Below are 20,160 nucleotides of genomic sequence, written 5' to 3' on the forward strand. Positions count from 1 at the left end.
GACATAAGGCATGAAATGGAATGAGTTTATCGTAACTGGCGACCCAATGATTTTAGGCGCGCAGATTTCTATCGTACTTGTAAGTATTGGTGTTGTTGCGTTACTAACTTATACAAAAAAATGGAAGTGGCTCATGAAAGAGTGGATTTCTTCCGTTGATCATAAAAAAATTGGTATTATGTACTTGCTTGCTGCTGTCTTAATGTTTTTCCGTGGTGGTGTGGATGCGCTAATGATGCGTACCCAGCTCGCTTTACCGGATATGAAATTTTTAGACGCACAGCATTACAATGAAGTTTTTTCTACACATGGAACGATTATGATTTTATTTATGGCGATGCCGTTTATCATCGGGTTGATGAACATTGCCGTACCACTTCAAATTGGTGCGCGTGATGTAGCATTTCCATTTTTAAACAACTTAAGTTTTTGGACGTTCTTTATGGGAGCGATGCTATTTAACTTATCATTCGTAATTGGTGGTTCGCCAGATGCTGGTTGGACAAACTATGCGCCACTTGCGACAGATTTTAGCGCTGGATATGGAATTAACTTCTATCTTCTAGGTGTTCAAATCGCTGGTATTGGTACGCTGATGACGGGGATTAACTTTTTCGTCACGATTTTAAGAATGCGTACAAAAGGTATGACGTTAATGAAAATGCCAATGTTTACTTGGTCTTCATTAATTACAAGTTTGATCATTATTTTCGCTTTCCCAGTTTTAACAGTGGCACTTGCTTTGATGTCATTTGACCGACTGTTTGGGACAGCATTCTTCACACTCACGAATGGCGGGCTCCCAATGATGTGGGCCAACTTGTTCTGGGTTTGGGGTCATCCGGAAGTATATATTGTTATTTTGCCAGCTTTCGGTATTTTCTCAGAGATTATTTCTACTTTCTCGAGGAAAAAATTATTCGGTTATCCGGCGATGGTTGCCGCGATGGCAGTTATTTCTTTACTAAGTTTCCTAGTTTGGGTCCATCACTTCTTTACAATGGGATCAGGGGCGCTTGTTAACTCCTTCTTCTCCATTACAACGATGATGATTGCGATACCGACCGGGATTAAGATATTCAACTGGCTCTTTACGATGTACAAAGGGCGAATAACCTTTACAACGCCAATGCTTTGGTCGCTTGCCTTTATCCCTAACTTTGTTGTTGGTGGGGTAACTGGGGTTATGCTTGCGATGGCTGCAGCCGATTATCAATATCACAATACGTACTTCTTAGTATCCCATTTCCACTACGTATTAATTGCTGGAACTGTGTTCTCCTGCTTTGCCGGGCTTACATACTGGTATCCAAAAATGGTCGGTTACAGACTAAATGAAAAAATTGGTAAATGGTTCTTCTGGATTTTCGTTGTTGGATTTAACGTTTGTTTCTTCCCGCAATATTTCCTAGGACTAGATGGTATGCCGCGTCGTATTTACACTTACGTACAAGGTGATGGCTGGACAACGCTTAACTTTATCTCTACTGTGGGCGGATTCTTGATGGGTGTAGCATTCTTAGTTCTTTGCTACAACATCTACTACAGCTACAAAAACTCTAAACGTGAAGTTACTGGTGACCCGTGGGATGCTCGTACGCTTGAATGGGCTACAAGTTCCGCTGTTCCTCCAAAATATAACTTTGCTGTTTTACCTGAATGGAATGACTTGGATGATTTCTGGAATAGAAAACAAAAAGGCGATCCATATGTAAATGATAAAAATTATAAACCAATCCATATGCCAAGTAATACCATGGTTGGGTTTGTAATGTCTGTCTTCTTCTTCATTGCAGGTTTCGGACTAGTCTTCTACTGGTACTGGATGGGAATTATTGGCCTAGTTGGTATTTTAGGATGTATGATTTATCGTTCATTCCAAAATAACGATGGTTACCACGTTGAAGTGGACGAAATTAAAGCAACAGAAGAACATAATGCGCGCGAACTTGCGACTGGTGTGAAGGAGGGTAACCCATGGAATCTGTAGAAACAAATAAAAATCTGCCAATTGAATATAGATCAGAACAAGGTCGATTAAATATTCTTGGATTCTGGATTTTCCTTGGCGCCGAAATTGCATTGTTTGCAACGCTTTTTGCGACTTACTTTGTTATGAGAAAGGCTGGCTCGAATGCGGGTCATCCGCCAGCAGAAATGTTCGAACTTTGGCTAGTGCTAATAATGACATTTTTACTTTTAACAAGTAGTTTTACGTGTGGTTTAGCAATTGGTGAGATGCGTAAGGGCAATGTGAAAATGTTGACGATTTACTCGATTATCACATTAATTCTTGGTGCGGGATTTGTTGGCTTTGAGCTTTATGAATTTGCACACTATGTGACAGAAGGCGTTACAATGCAAATCGGTTCTTACTGGTCGGCATTCTTCGTTCTACTAGGAACACATGGACTTCACGTAACGGTCGGGATTTTCTGGATTAGTTTTATTCTGATTCAAATTAAAATGCATGGTTTGACGCCAAAAACAGCATCAAAAGTATTTATTTCCAGTTTATACTGGCATTTCTTGGATGTTGTGTGGATTTTCATTTTCACCGGTGTCTATTTGCTAGGGATGGTGAACTAATATGACACAAAATAATAAATCAAATGCAGCTCATGCTGAAGGTGGCATTCCTTGGAAACATATTGTTGGCTTTGCGTTATCAGTTATTTTGACGCTTCTAGCAGTCTGGGTGGCTCTTTATTCGACGCTAACAACAAATGTTAAGGTAGTTATTATTTTCATCTTTGCGTTCATTCAGGCAGCCTTACAGCTTCTGATGTTCATGCACATGACAGAAGGCCGCGATGGTAAAATTCAAATCGGTAATATTTTATTCGCCGCATTTATCGCGATTGTCGTAGTTATTGGTTCTTATTGGGTAATGGAAATTGGCCATATGAATCATTTGTTATAAAAAAAAGCTGATGCTTAGAACGGTTAAAACCGAACTAGCATCAGCTTTTTTTATTTTGCGGATATATCACCATTACTATTAATAGTTGCATTTGGAGAAATGGATTGGAGATAATTTAATTGTGCTGTCTTGGCAGAACCGTCAAGCATATTAATTTGATTACCTGAAATAATACCAGGATCAAAATGCGCAGTCACTTTACCTTGATTAAAATTCAGTTTATAAATACCTGTTTCTGCTGAATGACCAGAAACATAGTCAGGAAACAAGAAATTACCTAATGAATAAGCAATTGGAACATCTTTGTATACTTCAAAACTTTGGAGCCAGTGTGGATGGCTAGCAACAATCGCGTCAACTAAATGATCATCCACGAGTTTTTTAACGTATTGGGTTTGATAATCTACAGGTGTATTCGTCTTTTCAACTCCCCAGTGAAAATAGACGACCATATAATCAATATCTTTATTTTTTGCGCGTTCTTCTTTGATTTTTTCTTCGACTAAATTTATATCATAACCATTAGTAACCCCAGGAGTATCTTCATCGGCAATCCAACCAGTATTTGGGAAAAAGTGGCAAAACGACATGAATCCAACTTTATTACCTTTGATGTCAGCAACTTTAAGTTGATAGGCTTCATCTTCATTTTTACCGGCGCCAACATAGGCTAGGTTATTGGCGCGTAAAGCAGCCGTTGTGTCGAGTAATCCATCTTCGTAATAGTCTAAAATGTGGTTATTACTAATATTAACCATATCAACCCCTGCATTTTTAAGAGCTGTTAAAGAACTAGGATCACTTTTAATCCAAAATTCTTGGTAGGGGACTTTTTTTGTTCGAGTTGTAATAGCTGTTTCTAAATCAACAAATGTATAGTCGCTTGATTTCAATTCCTCGCGAACATTATTAAAAGGATAATCCATTCCCTTCTCTGCTAAAACGGGGCGTAAATCCCAATCAAACATAATATCACCTGTAAAATCAATGTTAAATGGTTCTTTTGGTTTTGGAGGTGTTTCTTTTTTCTTTTTAACAGCAGCGACGGTTTTCTTTTTTGGCTTAGCGGTATCTTTGTTATTTGTCATGATGTTGTTCACTAATAAACCGATGGAAAAAATTATAATAATAGACAGTACCAAGATAATCCCTTTTTTTCTTGATTTCATTTTTTCTCCTCCTAAATTAAAAAGTTATCTAATTCTATCAGTATGGAGAAAAGGGTTTTTATCAAAAATAGGCTTTTTTTTGGATTTTAATGGCTAAATTGTGAACTTTAAAATCATAAAATGGAAAACGAATTTAAAAAATTTGAAATTATTGCTTGCTATGTAATGCATTACATATTCTATAGTGGAAAAGTAAATTATATTCGTGAGAGGAGATATACAAAAATGACAGAATCAAAATTTCCTAAAGACTTTTTATGGGGCGGAGCAGTTGCTGCCAACCAATGTGAAGGAGCTTATCTTGAAGACGGTAAAGGACTTTCACTTGTTGATATCCTTCCAACAGTAGAGGACGGACGTTGGGAAGCTTTATTCAATCCATCGAAAGCGCTTGCTACAGATTATGGTTTTTACCCAAGTCACGAATCAATTGATTTTTATCATCGTTATAAAGAAGACATTAAATTAATGGCTGAAATGGGATTCAAATGTTTCCGTATGTCCATCAGTTGGCCACGTATTTTCCCGAATGGTGATGAAACGACACCAAATGAAAAAGGTTTAGCATTTTATGATGCAGTTTTTGATGAATGTCACAAATATGGTATCGAACCAGTTGTTACAATCAACCATTTTGATACTCCGCTAGAAGTTTTCAAAAAATATGGTGGTTGGAAAAATCGTAAATGCATCGACTTTTACTTGAATTTCTGTGAAGCAATTTTCACGCGTTATAAAGATAAAGTAAAATATTGGATGACATTTAATGAAATTAACATGATTCTTCATCTTCCATACATTGGTGGAGGTTTAGACGTTACTAAAGAGGATAATCCAGAGGAAGTTAAATATCAAGCTGCTCATCATCAATTAGTTGCATCAGCACTTGCAACTAAACTTGGTCATGAAATCAATCCTGAAAATCAAATCGGTTGTATGCTTGCAGCGGGTAACACATATCCAATGACTTGTAATCCAAAAGATGTCTGGAAGTCTATCGAGGCGGACCGTGAAGGCTACTTCTTCATTGATGTTCAAGCACGCGGATACTACCCAAGCTACACTAAGCGTTTCTTCAAAGAACACAACATCAACATCAAAATGGAAGATGGCGATTTAGACGTATTACGCGATCACACAGTTGATTACGTGGCATTCAGCTACTATTCTTCTCGTCTAACAAGCGCAGATCCAGAGAAAAACAAAGAAACAGAAGGCAACGTTTTCGCAACACTAAAAAACCCATACCTAAAAGCAAGCGAATGGGGTTGGCAAATTGATCCACTAGGTCTACGTATTACGATGAATACAATTTACGACCGTTATCAAAAACCTCTTTTCATCGTTGAAAATGGCTTAGGTGCAGTGGATACTGTGGCAGAAGACGGCTCAATCACTGATGATTACAGAATCGACTACATGCGTGAACACGTTCGCGAAATGGGCGAAGCAATTGAGGATGGCGTGGAACTTCTTGGTTATACACCATGGGGCTGCATCGACCTTGTCAGCGCTGGCTCTGGCGAAATGAAAAAACGCTACGGCTTCATCTACGTTGACCGCGATAATAAAGGCAACGGAACCCTAAACCGCTCGAAGAAAAAATCATTCGACTGGTACAAAAAAGTAATTGAAACAAATGGTAAAGATATCGACTAATATATCAGAAATCCCCACTTTCATCATCGAAAGTGGGGATTTTATTTTAATATGAAATCGCGCGTTTTGCTTGTTTGCTCCAACAAGTATTAAAATAACTTTGCGAAATTCGTGCATTTTTTTGACCGGACCAGCTGTCGTTATAGTAAAAATTATTTTTATCATAACCTGTAATAGTAATCGCATGAACGGAAAAACCATGGAAATTACTAACCCAAGCTACAACTGGACGTTTTTTATTCAACTGATTTTTAATACCAGCTAAATTTGTTCCAGTCATATTCTTCGCGCTCCCAGTATATTTTTTAACTTGATTAACTAAAGCCGGTGGATAAATCGTCCAGCCACTCTTAGAGAATGGATTTCCAACAAAACCATAATTCGGATTGGATTTATGACGTTTCATTTCTTTGGCAAGTTTGACTTTATCGACATTTTTCCCAGCGTAGCGCAGCATCATCGCAATGTTTGTAATCTCGCAGCCAGTTGGTAATTGTGGACGCTGAACGATTAAAGGCACATTCATTTGCACAATTTTTGGCGTTGAAGGTTTTGGTGCCGGCGCGGCAGTTGCGGCCTTGACGTATTTCCCAGATACGTAGCCATTTTTTCCTTTCAAACTAAATCGATACCAGTTATTCGATGTTTTAGCAATCGCTTTGAACTTTGTATTGCTCTTAAGCCAACCAATAACTTTCCCAGAAGTCGAATTAGTTGAACGAACATTAAGGCTTGCAGTTGTTACCATTTGCTTGTTAATCACAGTCTCTTTTGCCGCCGCCTGACCAGCTGTAGAAACACTAAAAACGCTGAACATTAACCCAAGGACAAGTATCCATTTCCCCCATTTACTAAAAGAATTCCCCATTATATCCCCCTTTGATACAGATTACTTATGTATACCCTATTTTGGAAAAATAAAAAGAAAACGCTTGCATAAATGAAATGGCCGTGGTACTATAAAAATGAACTTAACGTGTTAACCGGTTATTAATTTAAAGTTCAGTGATAGCAGGCTAATTCAAGTTTGCAATCAAAAAATTATCATGGTACCATTAACCTAAAACTTAACGTGTTAACGCGCGGGATGCTTTAGGGGGAATTTGTTATGGCGGAACCAAAGTACGCTATTATTATCAATGATATCAAGCGATTAATTAGTGACGGAACTTTTAAGCCAGGGGAAAAAATTTATTCGGAAGATGAACTGAAAAAGAAATACAATGTTAGTAATACGACAGTTGTTCGAGCATTACATGAATTAGTACGAGCTGGGATTTTAGCTCGTTATCAAGGAAAAGGCACATACGTGAGTAAGTCTATTATTAACGAAGAAGTTATTTTTAATGAATATACGACAGTGCCGAACGGAAGATTCAATCGTAAAACAAAAATTACTAACGAACATACAAAAGTAGTTGCAATAAATGAAATTCAGGATGCACGAATTGCTAAAAAATTGCAGATTCCCCCTGAAAATATGATTGTTCATTTTCAACGAATCCGCCTTATTGATGATGTGCCTTGGACCGTACAAAATAACTATATGGCAAAATCCAATTTGATCAACGTAGATTTAACCAATTTCGAAAGATTTAATTCTTTATCTGAAGTAATTAAAGAGCTTTATGGTATTAATATTCTGCACGAAGCGATGAAGGAGCGAATTGAAGTCGAATTTCCAGTAAAAGACAAAAATAATTTTAAATTACTCGAAATTGACTCCGAATTACCGCTTTATCACATTGAAAGAATAACCTATGTGCCAGAGGGGCAACCCTATGAATATATTGAAAGCTACTTGCGGCATAATTTTTACTCTATTGAAATTGAAAAGAAAAAACAATAGAAGGGAGTTAATTACTTGAATTTTATTATCGCAGCACATGGCCGGTACGCACAGGAAGTGAAAAATAGCTGTCAGATGATTACTGGCCAAACAACTAATATCTCAGCAATTACTTTTACCGAAGAAATGGGGGTGACGGATGTATTAGACGCCTACACGGCCGTTTATTCACCTGTAAATGAAACCGCTATCATAGTTGATATTGTTGGTGGAACTCCATGTAATGCGGCTCAAATGTTTAGTACAAAACATCCAGAAGTTAAAGTTGTATCAGGTTTGTCGCTAGGATTACTCATTCCACTTAGCCTTGGAGAAAGTTTAGAGGAGGCGATGCTTGGAGCAAAAGAAAATATTCAATTTGTAGAGCAAAAAGCGAGTTATACGATAGTAAGTGATGATGGGGAGGAAGAGGACTGATGGGAAGCAACGGAATTAAACACGTACGCGTAGATGAGAGACTAATTCACGGGCAAGTAGCAACAATGTGGACCAATACTATAAAAGCAACGCGAATCATGATTGTTGACGATGCGGTTGTAAAAAATGAAATGGAAAAAGTTGCCTTAAAAACCGCAGTACCGGCTGGTGTCAAACTAAGCATTCTGACCGTAAAAGGTGCAGCAAATAATATCAATAATGATAAATACGCAGGGCAGCAAGTTTTCTTAATCGTAAAATCACCTCATGCTCTTCGCGGTTTAGTAGATGCGGGGGTAGAACTTCCCCAAATCAATGTTGGAAATATGTCGACTAAAGCAGGGAGCCGACAAATCAAAAAATCAGTTAGCGTGACGGATGAAAATTTGGAAGATTTCGATTACTTGTCTCAAAAAGGCATTAAAATCACTGCCCAAATGGTTCCGAGTGAAGATGCGGTTGAATTTGCAAGTTTATTAAAAAAATAAGTGATAAGAAGGGAGAACTACAATGGATTTAGCAGTTTGGCAGATTATATTGTTAGTTATACTCGCAGCTTGTACCATTCTTGATGCTTTAACTTTAGTAATAGGACTTAATTTCCCTGTAATAACAGGAACGCTTGCTGGAATCATTATGGGTGACATGGTGCTCGGACTTGCGATTGGGGCAACTTTACAGCTGATGGTTCTAGGTGTTGGTACATACGGCGGAGCGTCGATTCCTGACTTTACAACGGGAGCAATCGTCGGCACAGTATTTGCCGTTTTATCAGGTCAGGATGCGGAATTTGCGATTGGACTTGCAATTCCAGTGGGACTTTTAATGGTTCAATTAGACATTTTAGCAAGATTTACGAATACATTTTTCTTGCACCGCATTGATTCTAATATTGCTTCGGGCAACATTTCGGCGGTTAAAAGGAACATTTGGTATGGGGCGCTACCATGGGCTTTATCACGCGCGGTTCCCGTATTTATCATGTTGACTTTCGGACAAAGCGTGGTTGATTTTATTCTAAATGAAATTCCAGAGTGGCTAATGGGCGGCCTTCGTGTAGCTGGTGGAATTCTTCCGGTAGTTGGTATTGCGATTCTCCTTCGTTACTTACCAACAAACAAATTCGTCGCTTATTTAATTATCGGATTTGTAGCAGCAGCTTATCTAAAAGTACCGATGCTAGGCGTGGCACTAATTGGCGTGGCTTTGGCAATCATTTACTTTAAACAAAATTTCAAAAATCCAGTGGCTGCCGGAGCAAATGGCGCAGCGCTAGTTGGGGAGGAGAATGAAGATGGCGAATACGAAGACTGAGCAGGATTTTGAAAAAGTACTCAAGAGACGCGATTTAATAGCAGCAAACTTTCGTTGGTTGTTTGCCAGCCAAATATGTTGGAACTATGAGCGAATGATGTCGACTGGTTATCTTTATAGTATTTTGCCAACGCTTCGGAAACTTTATAAAACAGACGATGATTTAAAAGATATGATGAATATGCATAACCAATTTTTCAATACGAATCCTATGGTTGGTGGTTTGATCTTAGGAATGGATATGGCGATTGAAGAGCGCGAAAAGAAAGCGTCAAAAGAAGTCGTAACTGGTTTGAAAACGGGTTTGATGGGACCATTTGCTGGTGTTGGTGATACGATTTTCGGGGTTATTTTACCGACGATTTTTGGATCAATTGCCGCATATATGGGACTTCAAGGTAATGTGACAGGTGTGGTTATCTGGGTATTAGTTAATATTTTGGTTGTGGGAGCAAGATTCACCTTACTTCCTCTAGGATATAAGCAAGGTGCAAAACTAGTGACGGAATTTGCGGACAGGCTTAACGCGTTAACCGATGCAGCGATTCTGCTCGGGGTCACGGTCGTCGGGGCATTAATACCAACCGTAATCAAAGCAACTGTCCCATTCGTTTATAAATCAGGAAAAGTAGAGCTCAAAATGCAAGACATGCTCGATCAAATCATGCCATCACTCGTTCCAGTTTTACTCGTGGCGCTAATCTATGCACTTTTAGGCCACAAAAAAATGACATCTACGAAGGCTATTTTATTAGTAATGGTTATTGCGATTATTTTATTCAACCTAAAAATTCTAGGTTAAAATATAAAAATTGGAGGAATAGACAAAATGGGTTTAACATTTTTTGACAAAGCGCGTGAATTAACGGAGGAACTAGAAAAAACACAGGCGGAAAGTATTCATCAAGCAGCAAAACTGGTGGCAGACAGCATCATGAACGACGGAATTATTCAAGCATTTGGTAGTGGGCACTCATATGCGGCAGCTATTGAAGTATGTGGGAGAGCAGGAGGACTAATTCCATCAAAAGTTATTATGGACCCAGCTGGCGGTTATTATGAATCGATTGAGGGTGTTGGTTCCTTGCTTACTCATAGATTACAAGCGAAACCGAATGATATATTCTTCCTTATATCTAATTCAGGACGCAATCCAATGGGAATTGAGCTTGCGGAATGGATTAAATCACAGGGCTGTAAATTAATTGTTGTAACAGCACTTGATGCCTCGCAAACAGCAGCTTCAAGACACTCTTCTGGAAAATTGTTGTACGAGTTTGCGGATGTTATTTTAGACAATCGTTCAGTCCAAGGGGATGCGGCACTTGAATTAGATGGATTAGAAGGAAAAGTTTGCGGAACCTCTTCATTCTCAGCCGTTCTGCTTCTCCAACAAACAATCTATGAAGCAGTAGAACTTATGCTTGAAAAAGGCTATACACCACCAGTTTATCGTAGTGCAAATATTGATGGTGGCTATGAATACAATTTTGCGATTGAAGACAAATTCGCTGATCGTATTTTCCACTTCTAATAAAAACGAGCGCGAAAATGAACATTATTTTCGCGCTTTTTTGGAGGATAGAAAATGATTTTAAAAGAAGCCTGTATTGAAAATACAACTAATCTGGTGAACGTTATTGAAGCTGGAGCTAATCGAGTGGAGCTTTGTGATAATCTAGCGGAGGGCGGAACTTCTGTAAGTTACGGGATTGCGAAACATGTGGTGAAAATTTGTCATGAACAAAATGTAAGTGTAATGGCAATGGTCCGTCCCCGAAAAGGCAATTTTGTTTATACAAAAGAAGAAATTTCAGTTATGATTGATGACATTTTGATGTATAAGAAAATAGCGGTTGATGGCGTGGTTTTTGGCTGTATTACGGATTCTGGATTGCTAGATAAACCAGCCATAATTGAATTATTGAAAGCCACAGCAGGTCTGGAAGTCACTTTTCATATGGCGTTTGATGAGTTAGTAGACTCGGAAAAATTGCCGGCAATTGACTGGTTAGCTGAGCAAGACGTTACAAGAATTCTCACGCATGGTGGTGACGGCGCTAAACTTCCCGAAGAAACTTTTATTCAATGGCGAAAATATATTGATTACGCAGCAGGTCGAATCATTATTTTACCAGGTGGAGGAATTAAATCGCACAATATGGAATGGATTACAAAAGAAACAGGAGCAGCTGAAATACATGGCACTGACTTGTTTGGGGAGCGCTAAAACTCCCCAAATAAATTTATTTTTAAAAAAAGCTTGCAACCGTTTTCTTTATATGATATATTTATCTCATCACAAAGGATTGTTACCAATTCATTGGGCAAAACCTAAGCTGATTTGTAGGACACGTGTATGCGTGGAGTCCTCGAATGAGCTTAGGTTTTTCTTTTTGCCCAAAAAACCAAAAAGAGGAAGGAAGTCGTCAAAATGAAATATGAACAATTAGCAAAAGACATCTTGAAAAATGTCGGCGGTAAAGAAAATATCAACAGTGTTTTCCATTGTATTACCAGACTTCGGTTTAAACTGAAAGATGAGAATATTGCGAACACAAAAGAAATTGAAAAGCTTGATGGCGTAATCTCTGTCATTAAAAGTGGTGGTCAATACCAAGTAGTTATCGGTAACCACGTACCAGATGTATTTAAAGCAGTATTAGAAGTTGGCGGGATTTCAGCTGAAGGTGACGAAGGAAGTAGTGCACCAGCAACAGGTAATATCTTCAACCGCTTCATCGATATGATTTCTGGCGTATTTACACCAGTTCTAGGTGTATTAGCCGCAACAGGTATGATTAAAGGTTTCACTGCCATGTTTGTAGCATTTGGTTGGATTACAGTTACTTCAGGTACGTACCAACTACTTTATGCAATTGGGGATTGTTTATTCTACTTCTTCCCAATCTTCCTAGGTTACACAGCAATGAAAAAATTCGGCGGAAACATATTTATCGGGATGGCTATAGGTGGTGCCTTAGTTTATCCAACACTTGCAGGTATTACAGCAGGTGACCCACTTTATACACTTTTCGCAGGAACAATTTTTGAATCTCCAATTCACGTAACATTCTTAGGAATTCCAGTTATCTTGATGTCTTATGCATCTTCTGTTATTCCGATTATCGTAGCAACATATTTTGGTTCCAAAGTAGAAAAAGGCTTCAAGAAAATCATTCCAGATGTAATTAAAACTTTCGTAGTTCCATTCTGTACATTATTAATCGTAGTTCCAATCACTTTCATCGTAATTGGCCCAATTGCTACATGGGCTGGTCAATTATTAGGAGCAGGAACAATTTGGGTTTATAACTTAAGTCCAATTATCGCGGGTCTAATTTTAGGTGGTTTCTGGCAAGTATTTGTTATCTTTGGACTTCACTGGGGTCTTGTACCAGTGGCAATCAACAACTTAACTGTTCTTGGACATGATCCAATTTTAGCAATGACATTTGGTGCATCTTTTGCTCAAATCGGTGCAGTATTAGCAGTATTCTTTAAATCTAGAAACAAAAAAATCAAATCTCTTAGTATCCCAGCATTTATTTCCGGTATCTTTGGTGTAACTGAACCAGCGATTTACGGTGTTACTTTACCACTGAAAAAACCATTCATCATGAGCTGTATCGCTGGTGGTATTGGTGGCGGAATCATTGGTTTTGCAGGGTCTCAAACATATATCATGGGTGGACTTGGAATCTTCGGTCTTCCTAACTTCTTCAAACCAGGTAGCGGTATTTCAGGCGAATTCTGGTGGGTAGTTATCGCAATCGTTATCAGCTTCATCCTTGGTTTCATCTTAACTTATGTAGTAGGTTTCAAAGATCCAGCTGATGTAGTAGTAGAACAATCTAACACAGTAGAAGGCGAAACTTTAATCGAACGTGAAACAATTCCAGCTCCAGTAGTTGGCGAAATCGTAACTTTAGCAGACGTAAAAGACGAAGCATTTTCATCCGGTGCACTTGGAAAAGGTGTTGCAATCATCCCAACTGTTGGACGTGTAGTAGCTCCAGCAGCAGGAACAGTAACAACTATCTTCCCAACTGGTCATGCAATCGGTATTACAACTAAAGACGGTGCAGAAGTTTTAATCCACATCGGTATGGACACCGTTCAACTTGAAGGTAAATTCTTCACAGCACACGTGAAACAAGGCGACGTAATCGAAAAAGGTCAATTACTAACTGAATTTGATATTGAAGGCATCAAAGCTGCTGGATATGACGTTACAACTCCAGTAGTAGTAACAAACTCCAATCAATATTTAGACGTAATGATTACAGATGCAAAAGAAGCGAAACTAGAAGAACGTTTAATCACATTAGTAATCTAAAATTCATTAATAAACAGCTTGGGCGTAAATCTGCTCAAGCTGTTTTTATGTTATACTGAGGGAAAAATAGGCGGTGAGCGGATGTTAGCAAAGGGCGATTTGATAGGGATAATTTGTTGTTCTGATGGTCGAAAAAAAGAAGACGAGAAGGATTTGAAGCGCCTTAAACAAGTCTTAGAAAAGGAATTTGGACTTCAGGTGGTTTTTGCGAAAACTATTTTTCAAATAGATGATTCGCCTTTTAGTGGTACTCCTGAGGAACGAGCAGCCGAATTAATGAAACTATATCAAAATATGGATGTAAAAATGATTTTTGACATTTCAGGCGGGGATGCGGCTAATCAAGTATTACCACATCTTAATTTTAACATTATAAAAAAAGCAGCAAAACCTTTTATCGGCTATAGCGACTTAACCGTAATATTAAATGCAATTTTTGCGAAGACGAAGCAGCCTGGCTTTAATTATTTACTGCGAAATTTAGTAGGTGAAGCTAGCGAGATACAACGAGTCCAATTCCAAAAAACATTTTTCGAGAATCAAATTGCGATAAATGGGAAATCCCTTAATGAGTTTGAATGGAGCCTGGGTGAGATCGTTGGTGGAAATATCCGCTGTTTTTTAAAACTAGCAGGAACAGAATTTATGCCTGACGTCTCGAATAAAATAATTTTGTTAGAAAGTTTAGGTGGAAAAGAGGCGAAAATTGCTTCTTATGTAGCGCAATTAGAACAGTTAGGTGTGTTTTCGAAATGCTTAGGAATAGTTGTTGGGGAACACACTGAGGCTGAGAAGAACGGGGAATACGACAGAATAGGAATCTTATATCAACAGATTGGATTAAAATATAAGTTGCCTGTTTTTCGAACTAAGGAAATCGGTCATAGCAGCGAAGCAAAACCATGTTTAATTGGCACAAAAGTTAATGTTTCACGTGAAACATTAACAAATTTTTAATAATTTTATTGCGAAATATTCATAATTAACCTTTAATATAGAACTTGTAAGCAAGGAATACAATTAGTTTTACTCCCTTTTTGCTAATTGTAGAATTCCTTAAAATCCTAAACTCCCTTTTTGGACCGACTTGATTGTCGGTCTTTTTTTAGTTCTTTTTAAGTAAGACGGTCATAGTATCAAGTTCTTCTGATATTGTTTTACTAACAGTCAAGATTTCTCCTGTTTTTAAATTAATATTATATGCCGGTTTGGTTTCAAATTGTATTTCAATACGAGCGTCATCAGTATAAGATGGTAATATTTGAATAAAAGGTTTTTTCTTACTACTTTTGTCAATGGTATAAGTCAGGCTGTACTTCCCAGCTGGAATTTGTTTACCAACTTCGTAAGACCCGGAGTGTTGGATTGTAAAAATATTGGCAGAAGGTTTAATGGGATTAAATTCTGCCGGTGTAAGCTCGACTTCACCGCTTCCTTCAAAATACAGTTTATTAGCATCTAGTAAATTAATACCAATTATTTCATCGCCTTTAGAAAGCCTTGTACTATAGTAAGATAGCGAACCCTTTGTTACTTGCATATCATATATTCCAACTTTTATATCTTTTCCAACAGTGTATTCACCAGCTTGAAGTTTAATGCTTTCAGCTGTATTCAATAGCTCAGGATTTTGGCTTTTGAGATATTGAATACCTTTAGGAACGAGGAATAGAAGCAGTGTAATGACTGTCAGTGCTATGAAAATAACGAATTTGGTCTTAGTCATGGATAATTTTCCCTTGGTCCATTCGGATACTCATATCACAAAGTGGTTCTATGTCTTCTTTATGATGACTTGCAATAATAATAGTGGCTCCGCGTTTCTTTTCTTCTAAAAGTAATTGGTTAATTAGTTCAATACCTTGATCATCTATCGCATTTGTGGGTTCATCAAGCAAGATGACAGCGGGTTTTTCAAAAACGGCCTGTGCAATATTAAGTCTTTGCTTCATTCCAAGCGAATATTTTTTAACTTTTTTATCAATATGTGGAGATAATCCTACTCTATCAATGGCATTATCAATATCTTCATCGCTTGCAATATTTTTAATTTTAGATAATATTTTTAAATTTGTCCGCGCATCAAATTGGGGAAGTAATTCCATATTTTCGATAATAATGCCCATACTTGGCGGAAAAGAAATATCATGATGAAGTTCTTTATTATCAATGAATATCTTGCCACTTGTTGGTATGATTAAGCCAGCAAGCGATCTAAGTAACATTGTTTTTCCAGATCCATTTTTTCCGAAAACTCCGTAGATTTTCCCAGGCTCAAAAGAATAATTAATATTAGTAAGCACTTCCGTCCTCTTGATTTTTTTTTGCAAATTAACAATTTTAATCATAAAAATCCTCCGTTATCATAAAATGTCTGTTGTTTTAAATTTTTTAATAGCGACTATAAACACGCAAAGTAAAACTACTAGCAAAATAATTAAACTGGTAGGTACTGAGATTAGTAAAGTAGATGTATTAGTAAACGGAATTAATCCAGTTCTAAAGCCCAACCATAATTAGGAAGTAATAAATAATAAGGCCAAGTAACTGTTGTGTTTTGATAGATTAAATCTGCCATAAGAATAGAAATAATTACATATCCATTTATAAGTAATAAAGCTTTTTGCGCATCTATAAATAGCTCTAAAAGGTATTGCAAACTAAAAATAGTAAATAGCATAATGGAATATCCAAGTATTAAGTATAAAAAAGGAGCAGTAGAAATATATAGAATAGGGCGTGAATATAAAAATTAAAGCGAGTTGTAAACTGGTAAAAAGAATAACTTTTATTAACAGTTTTAAAAATTGCTTCATTAGCCAATATTCTTTTTTATAGTTTCGAGAAATTTGTAAAAAACCATAACTAGACAATAAATCTTTTAAATTACCTGAAATATAGAAACTAAAAGCAATAATCGGGAGATACCAGTAAAGCAATAATCTGGTTACTACCGGTGTGGCTAATCCTACTGGAAATCCATCTAGTATTGGTAATGTTTTGAACGGGAAGTCAAAGGCCATGAATAATATTGCTTGTAGAAACAAACAAATAACTACTAAAATGATAAGTTTATTATTCTTCATACTAGTAAAAATCCTTTTTTATAAAGGTATTAGAACTAATCAAGTATAGGATAAATGCTACCGCGGCGTTTGGAATTAGAATGAACGGTATATCAGAACTAATAGAACCATTTTGTAACCAAAGATCAAAGAAATTTAAATTGTGAAGAGGTGTCCAGTATATACCTTCTAAAATTATCCAATCAATAAGATAAACAATGCATATCACGAAAGCTCCAAAGATAAGCGCTTGGCCAGTTGAAGTAGTTAAGTCATATATAATTCTGAAAAGAAAACCAATAGCTAAATAAAAGAGAACAAGTAGCAAGAAGTAAAAAAAAATTCCACTATAAAAATGAGTAGCAGTGAGCAATTTATTACTTAGAAAAATGAAAGAATATAGCAAATTTACGCTAAGATATAAACCTACAAATAGTACTGTTGCAATAACTGTATCTTTCAATATTTTATGATAGAATCGTAAACGGTTTTTTTCTCTAGCTAAAGCAACAATTTGTTCTTTTTATGAAAATAGTAGTAAAAAGATAAGATACGGGAAAACAAGCATCAAGCAAAGGGATTTGATTGAGATATACCCATACAAACTACCATTCATAATGAGAACAAGTTCTCTGTTTTTAGGGAAACTTAGGTACTCCATGTTTTGTGTGAACCAAAAAACAGAAAAAAAGAGGAACATGGAAAAAATTAGAAGAAAATATCTACTCTTTAACATATTTCACCTCATATAAGTAAAGGACACCAACAATTATCAAAACTATTAAACTGAAAACTAGAAAAATAGGCAAAATTATTTCAAAGCCATATTCTGTAAAAGGTTGGAAAATAAACATAATTGAATTGTTTGGAAGTATCATCAGAAACCAAATAAAAAATGCAGCTGGATACGCAAATTTTTTATTCAAAAAGAACAGACTGGAGCTAGTGGCGATAAGTCCAGCCATTCCGGCCATTAAGCAAGCCATAAATCCAAAACCAAAATCTGCTAAGTAGGGGTTTTGAATGCTAAAATCAAATAGAGTATTAAGCGATCCTAATCCATTTAACCCCATTTTATAAGTGCCACCTAAGAATACAATAGAAACTAAAATAAAATTTAATAATAAAGTTGTAAGCATGGTGATAAAACAAAGAATAAAACTTACAGCTAATTTTTGAAGAATATAAGCTTTTTTCCCTATTTTATTAATAATAATATTACGAACTCCTGTCTGATATTCCTGAATGGGCGAGTCTGCTCCGAGTAACAGACTTAAAACAGGTAAGAACCAAAGTAATAATATTTGAGTGATATGACCTCGGCTTGAACCTGCAAGAAAAAATGCAAAAGCAGGATGAATATTAACTGCATCTGGCTTTAACATTATGTATAATTGAACGATTTCAATACAAGGTATAAATAAGATTAAAATGAACATCCCTTGAGTAGTTTTATTGTTAATTAAGTAGGTAAACTGATTTTTCATTTTATGTACTCCGTTTCGTTATTTTAAAAAGGAAAGGGAGTTAAATACATCCCTTTCCTGGTTAGAATAATTACCAAGTTTCCTCATCCCAAATACCATCGACATAGTATGTTTTGGAATTATAATTATTATTTTCAGCAGCTAAATAGGTTGTATTTTTATTAGCTACTTTATAAGCGCCGCAATAACGTGTTTTTGCACCTTGTTTAACATTCATTATTGTTGAGCCTTGTACAGCATTCTTGTTTTTATTATATGTACCTAGCCAAAAAGAAGCAATTGTACCCTTTCCTTCTGTTGAGTTATCGAGGCGAACTTTCCAAGGGTTATTTACAGAAGAAGTCTCTCTATACCTTGAGCTTGACCCTGAGTTAGCGCAATTTGGTTTGAGTTTAAAATCGAAACCAATGTTATTATCAGCGGCTTTTGAATGAAAAACAGGTGCAAAAACCAATACTCCAATAACCAGTGCCATAATTAGTCTAATGTTTTTTGATGCGAAATTTTTATGATAATCATCTTCTATTCTATTAGAATAACGCCACTTGTTAAGCGTATCACAATATAAAGAGCTGGTCAATTTGTTTTTTGAATTTACAGAAAACGATAAATTGTTTGCATAATCGTCTGCTTATTTAGAAGTAATTTACGAAAAATCATTTGTCCAAGCTGATAACTATTCAATTTTTTGTTAAAATGATAACATAAAAGAAAATGCGTATAAAAAAGGAGTTTTTATCATGAAAGTTGAAGGATTACTTGGCTTTTTAGGGGCGGCACTGGGTATTGGATTTAGTTTGATGGTTCTAGTTATTCCTGATATTTCACAGGCATTAGAAGAGGAGTCATTTTTCTTCTATATGTTAACGATTGGTTCACTTGTGCTTTCTGGAGTGGGACTTGCGGGATCGTTTATTGTTTCGCATAAGCCGCGTCTTGGTGGGGCAATGATGGTGGCAGCTGCAATTGGCTGTACAATGTCAATTTCGATTATGTTCTTACTGCCAATCGTACTACTTGCTGTTGGCGGATTAATTGCATTAATTAACTATGAAGAAGCTGCTTCCGTAGAAGAATAAATGAAAAAAAGCTGTCCGCGTGGGCAGCTTTTTTTATTAACGATTAAGATATTTTTTCAAAAAGTAGTAAATTCCATCGGCATCATTTGCAGTAGTAACAAAATCAGCACTTTTTTTCACTAGTTCACTTGCATTTTCCATCGCAACCCCTGCGCCAGCAACTTCAAGCATCCCAATATCATTTTCACCATCACCAAAAGTAATTACATTTTCTGGCTTGATATTTAAATGTGCAGCGAGATTTTTCACGGCGTATTTTTTATCCATATCTTTTGGTAAGATCTCGATATTATTGGCATGGGAAGAAAGGATAGAAACATCGGATAGTTTTTCTAGCTCACTTCGAAGGGCTGCGAGTTTGTCGAAATCTTCTTCCTCGATTACAATCCCATTAATGAACTGGTCCGCATGCTCAAGGAAGCTTTCTTTTGTTTTGATAGGAACGAGTTTTGTAGCATTTACGCGGCCTTTATCTTCTTCATCCGTAAAATAATATGGGGGATTTTTAGTGTAGTAAACAGTATCTGTTGAAAAGAAAAACACAGGTAAATCATGATTTTGGCACAATAAAAATGTCTCGAGTAACGCAGATTGTTTCATTTTTTCTTGTAGGATAATTTCGCCTGATACTGCAACTACACCGCCGTTTGAAGCAATGACATCTGCTTTTGGATGAACGAGGTTGGCGAAGTCTGTTGCGGAATTATACATTCGACCGGTAGAAACGGCAAAATGATGACCTTCTTCTATTAGTTGTTGCAATAAATTTAGTGTTTTTGGTGAGATAGTTTGGTTTTTAAGTAGTAATGTCCCGTCTAAATCAGAACAAATTAAGTATTTTTCCAAGTGGACCTTCCTT

The 20,160-nt window shown here is 36.7% G+C and carries 21 protein-coding genes and 2 pseudogenes; 14 read left to right on the forward strand and 9 right to left on the reverse strand.

What is annotated here, in order from left to right; translation table 11 throughout:
* Positions 1-10 precede the first annotated feature (10 nt).
* The 3 genes from qoxB to qoxD are packed head-to-tail and all read left to right on the forward strand — an operon-like array spanning position 11 to position 2,923.
* Positions 11-1,990: a cytochrome aa3 quinol oxidase subunit I gene (qoxB, locus tag LMOATCC19117_RS00090; protein WP_003725631.1), complete on the forward strand. Its 1,980-nt coding sequence runs from the start codon at positions 11-13 to the stop codon at positions 1,988-1,990.
* The gene (gene qoxC / locus LMOATCC19117_RS00095) at positions 1,978-2,589 is read left to right on the forward strand and encodes a cytochrome aa3 quinol oxidase subunit III (RefSeq protein WP_003725632.1); all 612 of its coding nucleotides are present in this window, start codon (positions 1,978-1,980) and stop codon (positions 2,587-2,589) included. The genes qoxB and qoxC overlap by 13 nt, the downstream gene beginning before the upstream one ends.
* 1 nt (position 2,590) lies before the next feature.
* Positions 2,591-2,923: a cytochrome aa3 quinol oxidase subunit IV gene (qoxD, locus tag LMOATCC19117_RS00100; RefSeq protein WP_003725633.1), complete on the forward strand. Its 333-nt coding sequence runs from the start codon at positions 2,591-2,593 to the stop codon at positions 2,921-2,923.
* 50 nt (positions 2,924-2,973) lie between these two features.
* Here the strand turns inward: qoxD and LMOATCC19117_RS00105 are convergent, their stop codons facing one another.
* Positions 2,974-4,092, reverse strand: coding sequence for a CapA family protein (locus tag LMOATCC19117_RS00105; protein ID WP_003727566.1), 1,119 nt, complete (start codon positions 4,090-4,092; stop codon positions 2,974-2,976).
* 225 nt (positions 4,093-4,317) lie between these two features.
* Here LMOATCC19117_RS00105 and LMOATCC19117_RS00110 point away from each other — a divergent pair, with 225 nt between their 5' ends.
* On the forward strand, positions 4,318-5,751 hold the full coding sequence (locus LMOATCC19117_RS00110; RefSeq protein ID WP_003725635.1) for a 6-phospho-beta-glucosidase: 1,434 nt from the start codon (positions 4,318-4,320) through the stop codon (positions 5,749-5,751).
* Between the two features lie 46 nt (positions 5,752-5,797).
* On the opposite strand, the gene LMOATCC19117_RS00115 is transcribed toward LMOATCC19117_RS00110, so the two are convergent.
* Entirely contained in the window at positions 5,798-6,619 is an 822-nt protein-coding gene (locus LMOATCC19117_RS00115; protein WP_003725636.1) for a C39 family peptidase, read from the reverse strand.
* 240 nt (positions 6,620-6,859) lie between these two features.
* Here LMOATCC19117_RS00115 and LMOATCC19117_RS00120 point away from each other — a divergent pair, with 240 nt between their 5' ends.
* From LMOATCC19117_RS00120 to LMOATCC19117_RS00160, 9 genes are all read left to right on the forward strand, one after another.
* Positions 6,860-7,600, forward strand: a complete 741-nt coding sequence (locus LMOATCC19117_RS00120) for a GntR family transcriptional regulator (RefSeq protein ID WP_003725637.1) — start codon at positions 6,860-6,862, stop codon at positions 7,598-7,600.
* Between the two features lie 15 nt (positions 7,601-7,615).
* The gene (locus LMOATCC19117_RS00125; protein ID WP_003727563.1) at positions 7,616-8,017 is read left to right on the forward strand and encodes a PTS sugar transporter subunit IIA; all 402 of its coding nucleotides are present in this window, start codon (positions 7,616-7,618) and stop codon (positions 8,015-8,017) included.
* On the forward strand, positions 8,017-8,505 hold the full coding sequence (locus tag LMOATCC19117_RS00130; RefSeq protein ID WP_003725639.1) for a PTS system mannose/fructose/N-acetylgalactosamine-transporter subunit IIB: 489 nt from the start codon (positions 8,017-8,019) through the stop codon (positions 8,503-8,505). The genes LMOATCC19117_RS00125 and LMOATCC19117_RS00130 overlap by 1 nt, the downstream gene beginning before the upstream one ends.
* A gap of 22 nt (positions 8,506-8,527) precedes the next feature.
* Positions 8,528-9,331, forward strand: coding sequence for a PTS mannose/fructose/sorbose/N-acetylgalactosamine transporter subunit IIC (locus LMOATCC19117_RS00135; RefSeq protein ID WP_003725640.1), 804 nt, complete (start codon positions 8,528-8,530; stop codon positions 9,329-9,331).
* A complete protein-coding gene (locus LMOATCC19117_RS00140; protein WP_003728733.1) occupies positions 9,306-10,133 on the forward strand; it encodes a PTS system mannose/fructose/sorbose family transporter subunit IID in 828 nt (275 codons plus the stop codon). Before LMOATCC19117_RS00135 ends, LMOATCC19117_RS00140 begins: the two co-directional genes overlap by 26 nt.
* A 27-nt stretch (positions 10,134-10,160) precedes the next feature.
* Positions 10,161-10,865, forward strand: a complete 705-nt coding sequence (locus tag LMOATCC19117_RS00145; RefSeq protein ID WP_003725641.1) for an SIS domain-containing protein — start codon at positions 10,161-10,163, stop codon at positions 10,863-10,865.
* Between the two features lie 54 nt (positions 10,866-10,919).
* Positions 10,920-11,561 (forward strand): copper homeostasis protein CutC, encoded by a 642-nt coding sequence (locus tag LMOATCC19117_RS00150; protein WP_003727561.1) that lies wholly within the window; start codon positions 10,920-10,922, stop codon positions 11,559-11,561.
* Positions 11,562-11,765: 204 nt separating this feature from the next.
* Positions 11,766-13,670, forward strand: coding sequence for a beta-glucoside-specific PTS transporter subunit IIABC (locus LMOATCC19117_RS00155; RefSeq protein ID WP_003721643.1), 1,905 nt, complete (start codon positions 11,766-11,768; stop codon positions 13,668-13,670).
* An 81-nt stretch (positions 13,671-13,751) separates the two neighbouring features.
* Positions 13,752-14,627 (forward strand): S66 family peptidase, encoded by an 876-nt coding sequence (locus tag LMOATCC19117_RS00160; RefSeq protein ID WP_003727560.1) that lies wholly within the window; start codon positions 13,752-13,754, stop codon positions 14,625-14,627.
* Positions 14,628-14,775: 148 nt separating this feature from the next.
* Here the strand turns inward: LMOATCC19117_RS00160 and LMOATCC19117_RS00165 are convergent, their stop codons facing one another.
* The 6 genes and pseudogenes from LMOATCC19117_RS00165 to LMOATCC19117_RS00190 form a co-directional block, all read right to left on the reverse strand.
* Positions 14,776-15,396 (reverse strand): hypothetical protein, encoded by a 621-nt coding sequence (locus tag LMOATCC19117_RS00165; RefSeq protein ID WP_003725644.1) that lies wholly within the window; start codon positions 15,394-15,396, stop codon positions 14,776-14,778.
* Positions 15,389-16,018, reverse strand: coding sequence for an ABC transporter ATP-binding protein (locus tag LMOATCC19117_RS00170; RefSeq protein ID WP_003727559.1), 630 nt, complete (start codon positions 16,016-16,018; stop codon positions 15,389-15,391). Before LMOATCC19117_RS00170 ends, LMOATCC19117_RS00165 begins: the two co-directional genes overlap by 8 nt.
* 15 nt (positions 16,019-16,033) lie before the next feature.
* Positions 16,034-16,756: pseudogene (locus LMOATCC19117_RS00175) on the reverse strand (DUF2705 family protein).
* A 1-nt stretch (position 16,757) separates the two neighbouring features.
* Positions 16,758-17,471, reverse strand: a pseudogene (locus tag LMOATCC19117_RS00180) (WxPxxD family membrane protein).
* On the reverse strand, positions 17,458-18,222 hold the full coding sequence (locus LMOATCC19117_RS00185; protein ID WP_003724864.1) for a hypothetical protein: 765 nt from the start codon (positions 18,220-18,222) through the stop codon (positions 17,458-17,460). Before LMOATCC19117_RS00185 ends, LMOATCC19117_RS00180 begins: the two are co-directional and overlap by 14 nt.
* Before the next feature lie 70 nt (positions 18,223-18,292).
* The gene (locus LMOATCC19117_RS00190; RefSeq protein WP_003734185.1) at positions 18,293-18,697 is read right to left on the reverse strand and encodes a DUF2712 domain-containing protein; all 405 of its coding nucleotides are present in this window, start codon (positions 18,695-18,697) and stop codon (positions 18,293-18,295) included.
* A gap of 265 nt (positions 18,698-18,962) precedes the next feature.
* On the opposite strand from LMOATCC19117_RS00190, the gene LMOATCC19117_RS00195 reads away from it, so the two are divergent.
* Positions 18,963-19,301 carry a DUF4064 domain-containing protein gene (locus tag LMOATCC19117_RS00195; RefSeq protein ID WP_003721652.1) on the forward strand — a complete coding sequence of 113 codons (339 nt, stop codon included), beginning with the start codon at positions 18,963-18,965 and terminating at the stop codon, positions 19,299-19,301.
* 36 nt (positions 19,302-19,337) lie between these two features.
* Here the strand turns inward: LMOATCC19117_RS00195 and LMOATCC19117_RS00200 are convergent, their stop codons facing one another.
* A complete protein-coding gene (locus LMOATCC19117_RS00200) occupies positions 19,338-20,147 on the reverse strand; it encodes a Cof-type HAD-IIB family hydrolase (protein ID WP_003724866.1) in 810 nt (269 codons plus the stop codon).
* Between the last annotated feature and the right edge of the window lie 13 nt (positions 20,148-20,160).

It is taken from the genome of Listeria monocytogenes ATCC 19117, assembly GCF_000307025.1.
GTDB lineage: Bacteria > Bacillota > Bacilli > Lactobacillales > Listeriaceae > Listeria > Listeria monocytogenes_B.

Excerpts from the sequence above, each read along its gene's own strand:
- qoxB (WP_003725631.1), top strand. The coding sequence starts at position 11 with ATGAAATGGAATGAGTTTATCGTAACTGGCGACCCAATGATTTTAGGC.
- qoxC (WP_003725632.1), top strand. The coding sequence starts at position 1,978 with ATGGAATCTGTAGAAACAAATAAAAATCTGCCAATTGAATATAGATCA.
- qoxD (WP_003725633.1), top strand. The coding sequence starts at position 2,591 with ATGACACAAAATAATAAATCAAATGCAGCTCATGCTGAAGGTGGCATT.
- LMOATCC19117_RS00105 (WP_003727566.1), bottom strand. The coding sequence starts at position 4,092 with ATGAAATCAAGAAAAAAAGGGATTATCTTGGTACTGTCTATTATTATA.
- LMOATCC19117_RS00110 (WP_003725635.1), top strand. The coding sequence starts at position 4,318 with ATGACAGAATCAAAATTTCCTAAAGACTTTTTATGGGGCGGAGCAGTT.
- LMOATCC19117_RS00115 (WP_003725636.1), bottom strand. The coding sequence starts at position 6,619 with ATGGGGAATTCTTTTAGTAAATGGGGGAAATGGATACTTGTCCTTGGG.
- LMOATCC19117_RS00120 (WP_003725637.1), top strand. The coding sequence starts at position 6,860 with ATGGCGGAACCAAAGTACGCTATTATTATCAATGATATCAAGCGATTA.
- LMOATCC19117_RS00130 (WP_003725639.1), top strand. The coding sequence starts at position 8,017 with ATGGGAAGCAACGGAATTAAACACGTACGCGTAGATGAGAGACTAATT.
- LMOATCC19117_RS00135 (WP_003725640.1), top strand. The coding sequence starts at position 8,528 with ATGGATTTAGCAGTTTGGCAGATTATATTGTTAGTTATACTCGCAGCT.
- LMOATCC19117_RS00140 (WP_003728733.1), top strand. The coding sequence starts at position 9,306 with ATGAAGATGGCGAATACGAAGACTGAGCAGGATTTTGAAAAAGTACTC.
- LMOATCC19117_RS00145 (WP_003725641.1), top strand. The coding sequence starts at position 10,161 with ATGGGTTTAACATTTTTTGACAAAGCGCGTGAATTAACGGAGGAACTA.
- LMOATCC19117_RS00150 (WP_003727561.1), top strand. The coding sequence starts at position 10,920 with ATGATTTTAAAAGAAGCCTGTATTGAAAATACAACTAATCTGGTGAAC.
- LMOATCC19117_RS00155 (WP_003721643.1), top strand. The coding sequence starts at position 11,766 with ATGAAATATGAACAATTAGCAAAAGACATCTTGAAAAATGTCGGCGGT.
- LMOATCC19117_RS00160 (WP_003727560.1), top strand. The coding sequence starts at position 13,752 with ATGTTAGCAAAGGGCGATTTGATAGGGATAATTTGTTGTTCTGATGGT.
- LMOATCC19117_RS00165 (WP_003725644.1), bottom strand. The coding sequence starts at position 15,396 with ATGACTAAGACCAAATTCGTTATTTTCATAGCACTGACAGTCATTACA.
- LMOATCC19117_RS00170 (WP_003727559.1), bottom strand. The coding sequence starts at position 16,018 with ATGATTAAAATTGTTAATTTGCAAAAAAAAATCAAGAGGACGGAAGTG.
- LMOATCC19117_RS00185 (WP_003724864.1), bottom strand. The coding sequence starts at position 18,222 with ATGAAAAATCAGTTTACCTACTTAATTAACAATAAAACTACTCAAGGG.
- LMOATCC19117_RS00190 (WP_003734185.1), bottom strand. The coding sequence starts at position 18,697 with ATGGCACTGGTTATTGGAGTATTGGTTTTTGCACCTGTTTTTCATTCA.
- LMOATCC19117_RS00195 (WP_003721652.1), top strand. The coding sequence starts at position 18,963 with ATGAAAGTTGAAGGATTACTTGGCTTTTTAGGGGCGGCACTGGGTATT.